Annotated in this window: 10 protein-coding genes; 5 read left to right on the top strand and 5 right to left on the bottom strand. The window is 42.3% G+C overall.

Annotated features, from left to right (window positions below; translation table 11 throughout):
- Positions 1–43: 43 nt before the first annotated feature.
- The 4 genes from AC6UD2_RS06230 to AC6UD2_RS06215 form a co-directional block, all read right to left on the bottom strand.
- Positions 44–1,390, bottom strand: a complete 1,347-nt coding sequence (locus AC6UD2_RS06230; protein WP_500698348.1) for an FAD-dependent oxidoreductase — start codon at positions 1,388–1,390, stop codon at positions 44–46.
- 102 nt (positions 1,391–1,492) lie between these two features.
- Positions 1,493–1,981, bottom strand: a complete 489-nt coding sequence (nrdI, locus tag AC6UD2_RS06225; protein WP_039145123.1) for a class Ib ribonucleoside-diphosphate reductase assembly flavoprotein NrdI — start codon at positions 1,979–1,981, stop codon at positions 1,493–1,495.
- Between the two features lie 128 nt (positions 1,982–2,109).
- Positions 2,110–5,145, bottom strand: a complete 3,036-nt coding sequence (locus AC6UD2_RS06220) for a YfhO family protein (protein WP_500698347.1) — start codon at positions 5,143–5,145, stop codon at positions 2,110–2,112.
- 67 nt (positions 5,146–5,212) lie between these two features.
- The gene (locus AC6UD2_RS06215) at positions 5,213–6,598 is read right to left on the bottom strand and encodes a hemolysin family protein (protein WP_500698346.1); all 1,386 of its coding nucleotides are present in this window, start codon (positions 6,596–6,598) and stop codon (positions 5,213–5,215) included.
- A 318-nt stretch (positions 6,599–6,916) separates the two neighbouring features.
- On the opposite strand from AC6UD2_RS06215, the gene AC6UD2_RS06210 reads away from it, so the two are divergent.
- From AC6UD2_RS06210 to adhE, 3 genes are all read left to right on the top strand, one after another.
- On the top strand, positions 6,917–7,339 hold the full coding sequence (locus AC6UD2_RS06210) for an Hsp20/alpha crystallin family protein (protein WP_039145118.1): 423 nt from the start codon (positions 6,917–6,919) through the stop codon (positions 7,337–7,339).
- 154 nt (positions 7,340–7,493) lie between these two features.
- The gene (locus AC6UD2_RS06205) at positions 7,494–9,845 is read left to right on the top strand and encodes an HAD-IC family P-type ATPase (protein WP_500698345.1); all 2,352 of its coding nucleotides are present in this window, start codon (positions 7,494–7,496) and stop codon (positions 9,843–9,845) included.
- 225 nt (positions 9,846–10,070) lie between these two features.
- Positions 10,071–12,689, top strand: coding sequence for a bifunctional acetaldehyde-CoA/alcohol dehydrogenase (adhE, locus tag AC6UD2_RS06200; protein WP_056979242.1), 2,619 nt, complete (start codon positions 10,071–10,073; stop codon positions 12,687–12,689).
- A 50-nt stretch (positions 12,690–12,739) separates the two neighbouring features.
- Here the strand turns inward: adhE and AC6UD2_RS06195 are convergent, their stop codons facing one another.
- The gene (locus AC6UD2_RS06195; RefSeq protein WP_500698344.1) at positions 12,740–13,630 is read right to left on the bottom strand and encodes a LysR family transcriptional regulator; all 891 of its coding nucleotides are present in this window, start codon (positions 13,628–13,630) and stop codon (positions 12,740–12,742) included.
- Positions 13,631–13,751: 121 nt separating this feature from the next.
- Between AC6UD2_RS06195 and AC6UD2_RS06190 the strand changes: the two genes are divergently transcribed.
- Together AC6UD2_RS06190 and AC6UD2_RS06185 are read left to right on the top strand one after the other, a co-directional pair.
- Positions 13,752–15,407, top strand: a complete 1,656-nt coding sequence (locus AC6UD2_RS06190) for a malolactic enzyme (RefSeq protein ID WP_500698343.1) — start codon at positions 13,752–13,754, stop codon at positions 15,405–15,407.
- Between the two features lie 16 nt (positions 15,408–15,423).
- Positions 15,424–16,395, top strand: a complete 972-nt coding sequence (locus AC6UD2_RS06185) for an AEC family transporter (RefSeq protein WP_500698342.1) — start codon at positions 15,424–15,426, stop codon at positions 16,393–16,395.
- Positions 16,396–16,414 lie beyond the last annotated feature (19 nt).

The following is a 16,414-nucleotide window of genomic DNA, read 5'->3' as shown; positions in this document are numbered from 1 at the left end:
AGAGCTCTTTTTTTGTATTCGATATTATAACTATTACGGATGACTACTTACTTTGAGCTTCTTTTTCCTGAGCTGCCTGACCCAAAAGGTTGAGGTAGTTGAACGGACGATCAAAGTTTGGTTGAAACAGCATATCAACCATGGCTAAATCATCGATGGTGTTTTCGTTTTGAATGGCAACCGAAAGGACGTTAGCTGACTGCGAAATGTCATACAAACTGGTTAAGGCTCCACCCAAAATCCTACGGGTATCTGGATCGTAAACCAGTGACATCAGGACCGGAGTCGTCGTTGGCATGAACTCGGGACGGTAATTATCCTCGAGAATAACCTGGTGTGCGTTAATGCCCTGAGCTTTGGCAGCACTCATGGTCAAACCAGTTGAAGCCAAATTCCGGTCGTACAATTTTAAACCAGATGAAGATTGAGTGCCCATGTACTTCTCGGTATCTTTTTCAATGTTCTTTCCGACTAAAATTCCCTGACGGACGGCATTGGTAGCGAGTGGAATGTAGGCATTCTTATGAGTTGGATTGTAGTGGACGGCAGCACTGTCACCCGCAGCGTAGATGTCTTGGTTCGATGAGTGCATGTAGTCGTCGACGATGATTGCACCATTTGACAGCATTTCAACTTGTCCCTTTAGTAAGCTGGTGTTGGGCTTGAAACCGATGCACAGGATGGCAAGATCAGCGGTGAATTCGTCACTAGTGGTTTTGATCGAAACTGTATCACCATTGTCGGTGAACTTTTGGACCATTTGGCCACCTTCAAATTTAACGCCGTGATCTTTATAGTCTTTTTCGACAATGTCGGTGAATTTGGGATCATAGTATTTACTTAAAACTCGATCCACACCATCGATTAAGGTGACTTCATGACCGGTCTTAGAGTAAGCTTCGGCTAGCTCGGCACCAATGTATCCGGCTCCGATGACCGCAATGTGCTTAGCGTCTTTGGCATCATCGAATAAGACCTGAGCGTCCGTCCAGTTCTTGCAGAGGCGAACGTGATCATTATGGATTCCTTCAATCGGGGGAACAATTGGCAAAGAACCACTGGTCATGACCAGTTTGTCATAACTCTCAGTTTTACTTTTACCGGAGTCAAGATCCTTTACGGTGATTTCCTTTTTATCGGAGTCAACGTCAGTTACTTCGTGTTTCATTTGAACGTTAGCACCTAAACCCTTTAATTCTTTTGGATCAGAGTAGAAGAGACCCTTAGGATCCTTGACTTCACCACCTAGATAGAGCGCAATTCCACATGAGAGAAATGAGATGTTGTCATTTTTTTCATAAACCGTTAAATCATAATCGGGATGTTCTTTTAAGATCTGCTTAACAGCAAAGGTTCCCGCATGAGTACAACCAACAACAATAATTTTCATGATATGACCTCCTAAATCCAAAACTTAATGTATCGATTATGGATATCCTACCAGATAGTATTGTGAAATGCTAATCAATTGCCATTTATTATTTGTTTTTAATTATTTCTTAGCAGTAGCCTGCTCGTCCTCGTATTCCCGCGCTCTTTTGATCATGGTTTGATAGACCCGCGATACATCACGATCGGTTCCCCGTAGTTCGTACTCGGCGATCTCGGGAACGTCGAAACGTTCGGCATATCTTCTGGCGGTGAGGCAAAATTGAATGTTAAAATTGCGGTTGCCACTGCCGACAATTCCCATGCAATAATCAGCGTTGTGATCGTATGCGACGTACTCGCCCATGGTATTGGTCATCAGTTCTTTGACCCCATTGTCAATTCCGTTTCCTCCGTCTAGATAAGTTGGGACAAAAACGAAATATGGTGACTTTTCGTCGGCAAAGTCACTTTGATCTGAGATTTCGGTGAGTTCAATGAGTGGTTGATCAGAATTTTTTTGGTGCTGGTCTTCGGCGTAGTCTTCTAGATTTTCGACGAAGTTTCGCGTGTTTCCAGCAATTGAGATGTATAAAATGCGAATTGGTTTAATGATAATAACCTCCTAAATACGAAAATAATCACTATTAGTGTAACCTTTAACAGGTTTAAATGCACAAAATTTTCGGAGTTGATCGAAATCAAAAAGCGTCTGGAAGTTATCATCCGGACGCTTTTAATTTATTTTCTTTTTTTGAAGATCCAAATTACGATTGAACTAATTATGAGAATGATGATTCCAATGACACTGGCGACTGATCCCAGGATTAATCCCGGAGTCTGATACCTTAGCCGAATCTGATGTTTACCAGCTGGCAGGATCGCACCGACAAACCCGGTATTGACCCTTTGAGTTGGGGCTGACTTTCCGTCCACAGTGAGTTTCCATCCTGGTGAATAGGGGATGGACGTAGTCAGAACGGATTTTTTCGGATTGGTACTGATTCCCTTGACTTCATTCCTTTTAACTCTTAGTTTCTGAAGCCGGTTGCGTTGTAACTTATGGATCCGCTGCTCGTATGAATTGCCGAACGGAACGGTGATCAAACGGGCGTGTTTGAAGTTTAGTCGTGAGACACCGTCAAAGGTTAGTTTGATCTGACCCCGTCGTTTTGGAGAATAACCCAAGTTAATGAGAACGTTCTTTTTCTGAGCGTAGTTAGAAAGATTATCCCGTCCATACTGAGAATATCCATTCTTCATTCCCTTGGTAGCGGCGTTAAACGAGTATTGATTGACAAATGGGGTATGAAGATTTTTCCTCATCTGGTTTAGTTTCATCATCCGGGTGTAGGGTTCGTTCTTAATGGCGTGTTGCCTTTCGACCATCGCGTTTTTGGCGTCGGTGGTGTAATCATGACTTTTGATGCCATCTAGCTGTAAATAAAGTTCCGCGTTCTTAGTACGGTTAGGCTGTTTAAGCTTAAGGAAGTATGGAATGGGTTTACCAAGCACATCCTTGGTCATGACGTGTAATCCGTCTGCATTTTGCTTCTGAGTCTCAGTTTCTAGCTCGACGTTTTCATCAAGAATTTTTTGTGCCGTATCCGGTGACGTGTGGTTAACGCTTGGTTCACTGTACTCGACCCGTTTGGAATTATTAGTAAAAGTGGTTAATTTATCAAAATTATCTAACGTTTTTTCGTAATCGGGTTTTACTTCGTAATCAAGCTGTTTTTGTTTATCGTTCAGTTTAGCCGCAGAAATCCCCTTTACGGGCTTGGCGATGTGAGCTCCACTAATCATTGACTGTTCGCGTTCCGTTGGCGAGAGAGCCTGATACTGCTTGTCTGACACCGTTTGTTCCTGCGTGTAAGCCAGGGGAAGGGCGTTTTTATTTTGGAGGACAAGCGTTCCATCTGGTTCTTTGTCGTCAACGAGAGGATTATTGGCCGTAAACAACAGTGGTTTACGGTCTTTACCCTTAACCGTCTTGAAACCAAATGGTTGCGACTTGTCTTGCTGACCGTTTCGAATGAAGAGGTATTTAACGCCCATGAGGTTATCTAACGTTGTCCGGTAGTCATTTTGGGCAACCGGTGCGTTAAAGGTTCTTTGGTTGTTTTGAACGGAACTTTCTAGTTGACCGATGGCCCCATTTTCCACCGTTAAGTATGATGAAATGTCATGCGTCCCAAATAACATGGGGATATTGGTGTTGACGTTGGAGTAGTTGGATAAATTAACGTCGTTCCGACCCGCGTAGTGGTAGCGATTACCGAGCACAGTTCGCTCACCATTGAGGCGGGGTTCGACGTACTTGTTGGCACCATTGTAGAAGTTGTTAACAAAATTAGTGGCAACCTGCTTGTTAAGCATTCCCGTTGAAAAGCCAGAGATGTTGGGACTGTAGTACCCAACGCCAAGGGAGATCAAGTTGACTACTAAAAGGCCGGTTACACTCCCCATGGTCAGGCGCTGATTCCAGTGAAAGAGCTGACCGCACAGGATGATGCCGACTAGGACTAACAGTAAAATAATTTCGCCGTAGTCATGTGCACTTAATTTCATAATAAATCCACGGGAAGCCCAGATAACGATGATCAGTCCGATGGTAGCGCCAATCATAATTTCAAGATCCCGTTTTGAAAGGGTGGAAATGTGCTCGGCAAAAATGGTAGTTGCCAGTCCGATTGGCAATAGTCCAAGGCAGACCCACCGATTTGATGGGGTAGAAATGGCATTAAAAACCGCTCCAAAAGCGGGGATTAAGGCTCCAATGAACACGACAATGAGGCCATAGTTTAGATAGCGATACTTTTTGAAGTGAGAGAGCGTGTAAACAATTCCCAAAAAGCTGAGACCGCTAATGCTGATGATGAGCCAGAAACTAATGGTTAGGTAGCCGTTACCGAGGATTTTACTTGGGATCGAGAGATAATAGTAGAGGGGATAAAAGAGGTAGCCGTTTGCGAAGTTTGATGTGATTCTGGTTGACTTCATGGCAAAGAGTAGGGTCGGAACAAAGATGACCGCACTGATGAGGATTCCAGTCAAAATGGCCGCTCCCATCTTGACAACTGATCTAACAAAGTGAAAATCAGGGTCTTTGCGGATGCTTAAATACCTGATAATGACGTAAATAATGCTACCAAGTCCAATGATGTAGGCAAAGTAGAAGTTACTGAGAAAGGTAAGAGCCACCGCCAGCATCAAAGGCATCATCGAGTGATTGCGAATGATCCGTTCCACGCCATAACAGATTAGTGGAAAGAAAATCATCGGGAGAATAAAAAAAGGATGGTGCATCCCTGCGTATAACGAATAGCCAGCAAACGTATAGGTGAGGGTACCCAGAACCAAACTAATCTTTTTAAAGTTAAATTGGTGAGCAAATAGTAAAAAGGCTAGCCCGGCTACGTAGAGACGCAAAATTACCAGCAGTCCATAGCCTAATTCAAGTAAGTGATCGGGAAAGAGGACAATGAGATAGTTAAAAAAGTCTCCGACTACGTAGTACGAGAAACTGGTTAGCTGATCGGCACCCAGTCCAATGTTAAATGACCAGTTGGTAAAGCCATGACTGGGATGAGCTAAGAATTCGCTCAGCATGTGCTTAAAGTTGATGAGGATGGGATAATGTTGGGCAATTCCGTCCATTCCCCAGATCAGTGAATTACCGGTTAGATAAAAAGTCCAAACGTATGCCATGGTAATTACAAAAAAAATAAGACTATAAAAGAGCCATGCTGGGCATTTCTTTATTACTTTGTTCATGATGCAAATTTCCCCTATGTATTATTAAAGCCGAGGGGTTACCTCGGCTTTATTGGTGATAGATTAGTTATTTATCTTTTGAATCGTCCTCAGCGTTCGAATCATCGTCCTCTTCGTTGGGTTCGATCTTGTTGACTTCAAGCCAGTTAATGAAGGAGTTCTTGTAATCAAGCACCTTAAACTTAAAGCCATCGATCGTTACCACATCGCCCACCTTAATGTGGGGATTTTGTTCGATAATAAAACCAGCGATGGTGACGATATCAGAGTCGTCGAAGGCGGGCATTTCAACGTCAAAGTACTTCTCGAAGTCGTACGTGTTTAATTTCCCGTTGACTTGGAAAGTTCCATTAGGTTGTTTGAAGATGTATTCATTGACCTGTGGATCAATCTCATCACGGACGGTGCCAAATAACTCTTCGTAGATATCCTTATCGGTAATCAAGCCGGAAGTTCCACCATACTCATCAATTACCACTACGATTGGTTGGTGCATTTTGATCATTTGTTGAAGCACCATCGTAATGGGTGTGGTTTCAGGGGTCGTGCTGATCTTTCGCAGCAGTTTTCCAACCTTAACGTTGGAATCGACCTGTGACTGACGAACCAGATCGTAACTATATACGTAACCCAGAATATTATCTTTGTCGTTATCCTTAACTACCGGAATTCGACTGAATTTCTTCTGAATGTAGACGTTAATGGCATCTTGAACGGTATCGTTGATGTCAATGGTAACTAGTTGCGTTCGGTCAATCATGATGTCTCGAGCAACCTTATCGTTTAGTTCAAACGAACGTTGCATGTAGAGATAATCGTTTCGTTCCAAGTCTCCGTTTTTCACGGCATCCTTGGAAAGACTTAGAATTTCTGACTGCGAGAATGCCTCATCATTTTCGTTGGCCACTGGAATTCCAAGTAACTTAACTACTCCCGTAGCTGAGACGTTCAGTAACCAAACAAACGGGTAGAACAAGATGTGAAAGAAGTGGAGTGGACCAGAAATCACATTTAATACCTTCAAAGGCATGTCAATACTGATGTTCTTTGGCACAATCTCAGTGAAGACCACTTCTAAGTAGGTAAGTAGTAAGACCCCGATAATCGCACCAACACTGTGGGCAGTGGCGGGGTTAACGTTGAAATCTTTTAATTCCATAACGGAAACTAAGATTCCAATGACAAATGATTCACCAATCCAACCAAGGATGATTCCCGCAAGCGATACCCCTACCTGAGTGGTAGAAAGGTATTCGTTCAGGTTGGTAACCATCTTCATTTCACGGTTGATTTTCTTCTTCTTGCTAGCGCTGATGTCCTCGTCATCGAGTCGTTCTTGTAATGCACTTGGCCTTGATTGAACCAACGAAAACTCACACGCGACAAAGAACGCGGCAAAGAAGAACGTTATTAAAATTATTATTAGATCAAGTATTATCTGACCGGTATCCAAAGTTCATTCCTCATTTCAAAATTTTAAACAGTAATTATATTATAACGTATTTATTCATTTTTTTAAGTATTTAAGATGAATAGCATAATCAATTGATTTTATCACAAAGAGGGACAAATGGAAAAATTATTCTGATTAATTAGTTTGGGTCCCTTTTTGCCGCCTTTAATGAAGATTTTTAAATAAATGGTCCAAACGTTTCTTAATCGCACTTTTTTTCACTTAAACATGAGCTAATTTCTTGTATAAACGGAGCCTCATCCGTAGTATAGAAGGTGCTAAGAGATTAGCAAATAAAAAATAAAAGAGGTTTTAGTTATGGCAAACGATGTAAGAAAAACAAATTACGATCCAATGGATGACTTTTTCGGCGACTTTGGTAAAAGTTTATTAAATTCAGTTGCCGGAAACAATAAAATGAAAACCGATGTTTTAGATAAAAATGATGAATACGTTGTAAAAGCAGAACTACCTGGATTCAAGAAGAGCGATATCGACATTAGTTACGACAATGACACTTTAACTGTTCATGCAATTCATGACATTGATAAAGAAAACAAAGGTGACTACGGACGTATCTTAAGCAGAGAACGTTCATCAAGTGACGTTAACCGTTCATTCTATATTCCTGGCGTTGATGAAAAGAAAATCTCAGCTGACTACGACGGCGGTGTATTAACCATTACACTTCCAAAGTCACAAGATGAAGAGACCCAGAATCATCACGTTGAAATTGAATAATCAAATTTAAATCGAATTTTAGGAGACGACCCATTTGGATCGTCTCTTTTTTAACTCTTTTTAAAACTCTTTCATTAGTGGTGCAAAATCGAATGCCTTCTTATACAATATTAATTAGATTAGAAATGAATTAATTAATATTGGAGGTGGAACTATGGCAGATGATCAGATTAATATCGATAACGTTAACCCCAGTGAGGGACTGACGACCGCTGAAGTAAAAAGGCAGGTTGACGACGGCTATAAAAACACGGAACCCAAGCCATTGACCAAATCAGTGAAACAGATTTTAGTTGAAAACGTGTTTACGTTATTTAACGTAATTAACGTGGTATTAGGTATCCTGGTCTTTTACACCGGCAGCTATATCAACATGCTGTTCCTGGTGATTGCCATAGCTAACACCGCAATCGGAATCTTCCAGGAGATTCGTTCGAAGCGTCAAGTTGACAAAATGGCTTTACTGTCTCAAAGCAAAGTGAAAGTCAGACGAAATGGTGAAAATGAATTAATTCAACCCGATCAGATCGTGTTGGGTGACATCATTGAGTTGGATCGCGGTGACCAGGTTCCCGTCGATGGCGTAATCAAAGAAACCAAGGGAATCGAAGTCGACGAGTCCCAGATCACTGGTGAATCCAGTCCGATTGAGAAAAATGACGGGGATCAAGTCACCTCCGGAAGCTTTTTGGTCAGTGGAAAAGCTTTTATGCTGGCCACCAAGGTTGGTGATGAAACCTTCGTCAACACGATTACAAATCAGGCTAAAACTGATAAGAGTAAGAACAGTGTCCTGATTTCATTAATCAAAAAAATCATTAAAATTTTGACGATTATCATTATTCCATTGGGAATTGCCCTCTTTGTTTCTCGTTTGATGCATGGGGTGAGCGTTAATAACGCCATTCTTGGAACCGTGGCTGCGATGATCGGAATGATCCCAGAGGGACTCGTTCTTTTAACCTCAGTGACGTTGGCCATTTCCGCTTATCATCTAGCTAAGAAGCGGGTGCTTGTTCGGGATTTATCTTCCATTGAGACGCTTGCCCGGGTCAACACCATTTGTTTGGACAAGACCGGGACGATTACCAGTGGTGAATTAAAGTTCAACAAGTTAATTAGGGAAGTCCCTCATTATGATGATCAACAGATCACGGCCATTATGGGATCCCTTGTAAACGAGATTGATGATAATAACGAAACGGCGTCCGCCTTAAAAGATCACTTTACAGATCATCCATACTCAGCAACCAAGATTGTGCCGTTCTCCTCCGCACGAAAGTGGAGTGGGGCCGAGTTAGATGACAAGGGTAAGTATGTCTTTGGTGCCCCTCAATTTATTCTTAATTTAAACGATCAGCAACAAAAAGAAGTCCAACACTACGCGGAACAAGGCTTCCGAGTGATTGCTTTGGCCAAGGTTGATCAATTAAATGAAGACAGGATCTCAGGAAGTGAATTGATTGCCCTGATTCTGATTACGGATGTGATTCGTCCCAACGCTTCAGATACGCTTCAGTACTTTTACAATCAGGGAGTGGACTTGAAAGTTATTTCCGGAGATGATCCGGTGACGGTCTCAAGTATTGCCAAACGGGTTGGAATTCGAAACTATTCTGATTACGTAGACATGACCACCGTTGGTGACGATGCCAACTATCAGGACCTGGTTAAAAAGTACGTTGTCTTTGGTCGGGTTAAGCCCGATCAAAAACAGCGTCTCATTAAGGCGTTGCAGGAAAATGGACGGACGGTTGCCATGACTGGTGATGGGGTCAACGATCTGTTGGCCTTAAAACAGTCTGACTGTGGCATTGCGATGGCCTCTGGCTCTGAGAGTGTTAAAAGTATTGCTGACTTTGTCATTATCGATTCCAACTTTGATGCCCTCATTAAAGTCCTAAACGAAGGACGTAGGGTCATCAACAACATTGACAGCATTGCCTGTCTGTACCTGATCAAAACCATGTTCTCGGTTATGTTAAGCGTGATTTTCTTGTTTTTTGCCAGGAACTATCCGTTTCAGCCAATTCAACTGACACCAATTAACGATTTAATGGTAGGAATTCCATCGTTCTTACTAGCGCTCGAACCAAACTACCGGGCTCTAAAGGACAAATTTGTTTCTAACATTTATGAGATCTCTTTGCCAGCTGCATTGAGTGTCGTGTTTTACATCCTGGTAATTGGGGTAATTGGCGACATCCTCGGACTCTATACCTCGATTACGTCGTCCTTAAGCGTTTTGATTACGGGAGTCATTTGTTGGCTAGCACTCATAATGGTTTGTCGGCCATTTAACCGCTACAAACTGCTCATCGTGATTTTAAGTATGACGTTGTTCCTGTCGGTCTTCATCTTCTTGGGTAAAATCTTTTCACTGGTCACGATCTTTACCTGGTCAGTTGGAGGAATTGGACTCCTTTTGGCACTTACAACGGACTTCTCGTTTGTAGGGATTCAGAAATGTGTCAATCTCATTCGGCACCAATTTTTCAATAAATAATTATTAAAACAGGTAATCCTTACTGAGGATTACCTGTTTTTTAACGCTTGCTAGTGTATTTCGTAACAATAGTATCTTTAAACCCAATTACTTACTTTTTAAGAGTTAGACCACCGCCAGAATAATAAGTGAAAAAAATAACAACGAACCATTGCTTTTTAAAAAAGATGATGATAAGATATTAAATGTGAAAGAAATAACAAGAAAATGTTGGAGGCTGGAAATATGACAGATGCAAAGCAACAACCCAATGTTGACGAGATCGAAAAGAATATTGATGCAAAAGTTCAAAAAGCTCGCATTGCCGTAGACGAGATGAGTAACTTCGACCAAGATAAGGTTGATAAGATTACTCACGCTATGGTTCTTGCAGGTGTAAACGCCCACCAAAAGCTTGCCAAAATGGCGTACGAAGAAACTGGACGTGGTGTTGAAGAAGACAAGGCTATCAAGAACTTGTTCGCAACTGAAGAAATTTGGCACGACATTCGTAATGATAAGACCGTTGGAATCATCTCAGAAGATTCTGAAAATGACTTGATTAAAGTTGCTGAGCCCCTTGGTGTGATCGCTGGAATTACACCAGTTACCAACCCAACCTCAACGACTTTATTTAAAGCAATCATTTCAATGAAGACTAGAAACGCCATCATCTTTAGTTTGCATCCCCAAGCCCTTCAATCCTCAATTGAAGCTGCACGGATTGTAAGAGATGCTGCCGTTAAGGCTGGTGCTCCTAAGGATGCCATTCAATGGATCGAAAAGCCAAGTCGTGAAGCTACGAACGCTTTAATTCAAAATCCTGGAGTTGACATTACCCTTGCTACTGGTGGTCCTGGACTTGTTAAGGCCGCTTACTCAGCTGGAAAGCCAGCTTTAGGTGTTGGTCCTGGTAATGGTCCTGTCTACGTTGAAAAGACTGCTAACATTCCCCGAGCCGTTAATGACATTGTGTTATCAAAAACCTTTGATAACGGGATGATCTGTGCCACTGAGAACAGTGCCGTCATTGACGCTGACATCTACAAGGATGTAAAGGAACAACTTGAATTAAACCGTGTTTACTTTGTTCCCGAAAACGAAAAACAAAAGTTAACGGACGCCATGTTTGATAGCAAGCGTCTTAGTGTAAAAGGTCCAATTGCTGGTGCTACCGCGCAACAAATCGCTGACATGGCCAAGATTAAGATTCCAAAGGACACTCAGGTTCTAGCCGTTGAAATGACCGGTATTGGTCCCAAGTATCCAATGTCTGGTGAAAAGTTGTCACCAGTGCTCTCAGTTTACAAATCAAAGGACCACAAGGATGCCTTCAGAATTTGTGCTGAATTATTGAACTATGGTGGTTTAGGTCATACTGCAGCCATTCAGACTTCAGATGACCAACTGGCCGTTGACTTTGGGGTAGCCGTTAAGGCTTCTCGTGTCATCGTTAACTCTCCAGCTGGACTTGCCGGAGTTGGTAACTTGTACAACAACATGACTCCATCGCTTACTCTTGGAACTGGATCATGGGGTAAAAACTCAATTTCCCATAACGTTACTGATTATGACTTGTTGAACATTAAAACTATCGCAAAGAGAAGAAATAATATGCAATGGATTAAATTACCTCGAATTTACTTCGAAAAGAACTCAGTTCGTTACTTACACGATATGCCAGGTATCAAGAAGGCCTTCATTGTTACTAGTCCTTCCATGGTTAAATATCACTACGTTGATAAGGTCTTAGATGAATTGAACCGTAGACAAGATGACGTTCAATACTACATCTTTGACGATATCCATGGTGAACCAACGACCGACATGGTAAATGCTGGTGTTACTCAAATGAACGCTTTCAAACCTGATACCATCATTGCCTTAGGTGGGGGATCACCACTTGATGCCGCTAAGATGATGTGGTTGATTTACGAAAACCCTGAAACTGATTTCTTCGGCGCAAAGCAGAAGTTCTTGGATATCAGAAAGCGGGCTTACCGTTACAACAAACCCGAAAAATCACAAATGGTTGCCATTCCAAGTACCTCTGGAACTGGTTCAGAAGTAACTCCATTCTCAGTTATTACTGATTCGAAGTTGCACGTGAAATACCCACTTGCTGATTACGCTTTGACACCAGATGTTGCCATTGTTGATCCACAATTTGTTAAGACGGTTCCAAAGGGTACCATTGCCGCTTCAGGTCTTGATGCCTTGACTCATGCCATTGAGTCATACGTATCAACCATGGCCTCTGACTACACTCGTCCATTGTCACTACAAGCAATCAAGATGATTTTTGATAACCTGACCGACTCATACAATGGCAACATGGAAGCCAGAGACAAGATGCACACGGCTTCTACCATTGCCGGAATGGCATTTGCGAACGCCTTCCTGGGAATTACCCACTCAATTGCTCATAAAATTGGGGGTCAATTCGGGATCACCCACGGACTTGCCATCGCCATTACCTTGCCACATGTCATCAGATACAACTTCAAGAAGCCTAAGAAGATCGCTACTTGGCCTAAGTACGAATCATTTAGAGCTGATGATGACTACGCTACCATCGCAAGATACTTGGGTCTCCCAGGTAACTCCAATGAAGAATTAAAGGAAGCCTTGGTTCATCGCTTCATCGAATTAGCTCACTCCGTTGGGGTTGAGTTAGATCTGAAGTCCCAAGGGGTAAGTAAGGCAGAGCTTGAAGCCGCTGCTGACCACCTTGCTGAACTGGCATACTCTGATCAATGTACAACTGCTAACCCGAAGGAACCACTAATCGCAGACCTCAAGAAGATGATTCTTGATGAATACGAAGGGGTTGGAGTTGAGACACAAACCGACAAAGAAGTTTAACTAACAAGTTACATTAAAGAAAGAAAAAGTAGGAATTCCAAATGGAATTCCTACTTTTTTTGTGTGATCGATTTCGTTAAGACGTTAATGAGTTCTTTTTCTTTCGGTGATAGGACGTGGCTCTTTCGATACGCCATGGAAACGTAAAATGGGGGTAAACTGGCATCGTTAATCGGGATTGAGATGAGGGGATCGGTTGACTTAATGGCATTGCCGACCAGAAAGGTGATTCCCACGTTTTCGGAGACTAACTGCTTAGCTAGCTCAATATCTGAAGTGTGGTACTTGATGTTGGGGTGAATGGAGTGAAGGTCACACATGTCAGAAAAAACCTTGGTGTGAACAAAATCGTCGGATAAACCGACGAATTCTTCATTTTTTAAATCTGCAAAACGAACTGACTTCATTCCGGCCAGGTGTGATTTGGGATTAACCACAATTTTAAAGGTATCAGAGGTTAGGATTCTGGAGCTGATCTCACTACTTTCAAGGGGCGCACTTGAACCAAGCAAGGCCAAATCAATGTGGCCGTCTTTTAGCTCACTTAAGAGTTTCTGAGAACCACTTTCAGAATTGTCCATGTCATTTAGGATGCCGAGGGAAAGTAATTCGCTGGCTAATTTGGGGAAATAGTAGTTGCCAATGATTGGTGGTAATCCGAAGCGAATCACATGGTCGTTGGCACTGCCCATCTCCTGCTCGATTTCGTTGACCTGGTCGGAAATGATCTTAACGTGTTCCTCTAGTCTTAGTCCGGCATTGGTTAACTTGACGTTGTGGTGGGACTGGTTACGGTTAACCAGTTCGACGTTAAAGTTATTTTCGAGCCGCTTGATTGCCATGGTAACGGTTGGCTGCTTCACGTCGTAGTACTGCGAAACGTCGGTGTAGTTTTTGAGCTCTGCTAACTTGTTAAAGTACATTAAATCTTTTAGCTTCATATATTATCCTCATATAAATTAAATTTATGAATAATTGGCGTTTGACTATATTTTTAAGCATGACTTAATATTTAAAAGAATCAATTAAGAACCATTTTACTACAAAAAGGAGTCTTAAAATATGGTTAAAGGTGAAGAAATATTGAATAATCCCTTTATCAATAAGGGAACCGCATTTACTGAAGACGAACGAAAAACATTAGGACTAGTGGGGATGCTTCCTCCAAACGTTCAAACCCTAGACGAACAGGTTGAAAATGTTTATGACGAATACCAACACAAAAGTAGTGATCTCGACAAACGAGTCTATTTAATGAGTATTTTTAATGAAAATCGAGTTTTATTCTACGCTACGTTTGCTAAACACGTAACTGAATTCATGCCCGTTGTCTACGATCCAACGATTGCGGATTCAATCGAAAACTACTCACGATTGTATGTTAATCCACAAAACGCAGCCTTCTTATCAATTGATCACGATGATTCAGAAACCATCCGTGAAAGTTTGAAGAACACTGCTGCCGGACGCAACATCAAGTTGATTGTTGTAACCGATGGTGAGGGAATCCTCGGAATCGGTGACTGGGGTACTCAAGGAATTGATATCCCCGTTGGAAAGCTAATGGTTTACAGTGCCGCTGCCGGTATTGACCCATCAGAAGTTCTTCCCGTTGTTATGGACGTTGGAACTACTAACAAGAGTCTGTTAGACAATCCACTCTACCTTGGTAATCACCAAGACCGTGACTACGGCCAAAAGTACTATGACTTCGTTGACAAGTTTGTTAAGGAAGCAGAAGACTTGTTCCCAAACTTGTACCTCCACTTTGAGGACTTTGGTCGAGCTAACGCTTCTAACATTTTGGATAAGTACAAGGATGACTACTTGGTCTTTAATGATGACATTCAGGGAACTGGAATCATCGTGCTTGCCGGTGTCCTTGGTGGACTCAAGATCTCCGGTGAAAAGATGACCGATCAGAAGTACCTGTGCTTCGGAGCTGGAACCGCTGGAGTTGGAATTGCTCAAAGAGTCTGTGAAGAAATGGTTCAAGCTGGTCTATCTGAAGAAGACGCTAAGAAACACTTCTACATGGTTGATAAGCAGGGTCTCTTGTTTGATGACATGAGCGACTTAACCCCTGGCCAAAAGGAATTTGCACGGAGTCGTTCTGAATTTGATAACTCGGAAGACCTCACTGACTTACTTTCAATCGTAAAGGCCGTTCATCCATCAATTATGATAGGAACTTCGACTCAACACGGGGCCTTCACTGAAGACGTCATTAAAGAAATGGCCGCTCACACGGAACGTCCAATTATCATGCCAATCTCTAACCCAACTAAATTAGCTGAAGCAACTGCCCCAGATCTAATCAAGTGGACCGATGGTCGTGCTTTAGTTGCTACTGGTGTCCCAAGTGCTCCCGTTGAATACAATGGTGTGAAGTACGAGATCGGACAGGCCAATAACGCTCTGGTATACCCAGGAATTGGATTAGGTGCCATCGCCGCCACCGCAACTAAGTTGAATGACGACATGATTAGTGCCGCTGCTCACTCACTTGGTGGCATTGTGGACTCAAAGGTTCCTGGTGCCGCAATCTTGCCTCCAGTGGATCAATTAACTGAATTCTCTGAGACAGTGGCCATTGCCGTTGCTCAAAGTGCGGTTGATCAAGGCATTACTAGAGAAAAGATTTCTGACGTTAAGTCGGCGGTTGAAGACGAAAAATGGTATCCAGTATACCCAGATTTAACTAATTTAAACAAATAATTGGAGGAATGTTACATTGGCAGCGTTTATTACTTCACTAGAAAGTGTCGCTGAGATTGTCATTGTCATTGCGCTTGGTTATTTCCTAAGAAAATCGGGTAAGTTTGCCGACAGTTTCAAGGGTAATATCTCATTCTTAATCATGAATGTGGCTTTGCCAATTTCAATTTTCGTATCAGTATTAGATAATTTGACCCGCGGAAAGTTAGTGGGTCTGGCAGGTGGATTGCTTTATACCCTAATCAGTTTTGCTTTAGGTTATATTGTTGCCATCGCCCTTGTGTACATCTTAAAGATCAGAAAGGGTCGTCGTGGGACCTTCATTAACATGGCGGTAAACGCCAACACCATCTTCATTGGTTTACCATTGAACATGGCACTGTTTGGGACTTCTGGAATGACTTACTTCCTGATTTACTATGTGATGAACACCATCTCAACTTGGGCCATTGGAATTTTCTTCATTTCTGGAGACGATCCAACTAAGGAAAAGGGTTCAAGTAAAGGCAGCTTTAACTGGAAGAAATTACTTCCAGCACCCCTCATTGGTTTCTTGATCGCATTAGCTTGGATCCTAATTGTGAACGTTAAGTTACCAATGTGGATCGATAAGACCTGTAACATGATTGGTGGGCTAGTAACCCCATTGTCACTGATTTACATTGGAATTATTTTAGCCGATGCTGGTCTTTCATCAATTCACTTTGATAAGGACTCCATCACCGCTTTGATTGCCCGTTTCGTAATTGCTCCGGCCATTATGATCGGAACCTTGTTGGTCTTCATGCACACTGGTGCTGGAATTCCTAACATCGAATTTGGAACATTGGTAATTCAATCCGCAACTCCAGGTCTTGCTGTTCTTCCAATCTTGGTTAGCCAGTCCCACGGAGACGTGGATTACGCAACCAACTTGGTGGTAACCAGTACGATCCTGTTCGTGATTGTGGTACCAATCTTGATGGCAATCATCAACTTCATTGTATAGATTATAATTAATTAAGAAG

This window comes from Fructilactobacillus sp. X2R5C2, from assembly GCF_059901375.1.
Note: the sequence above shows the minus strand (reverse complement) of the source record. Positions and strands in the feature narration are given on the sequence as shown.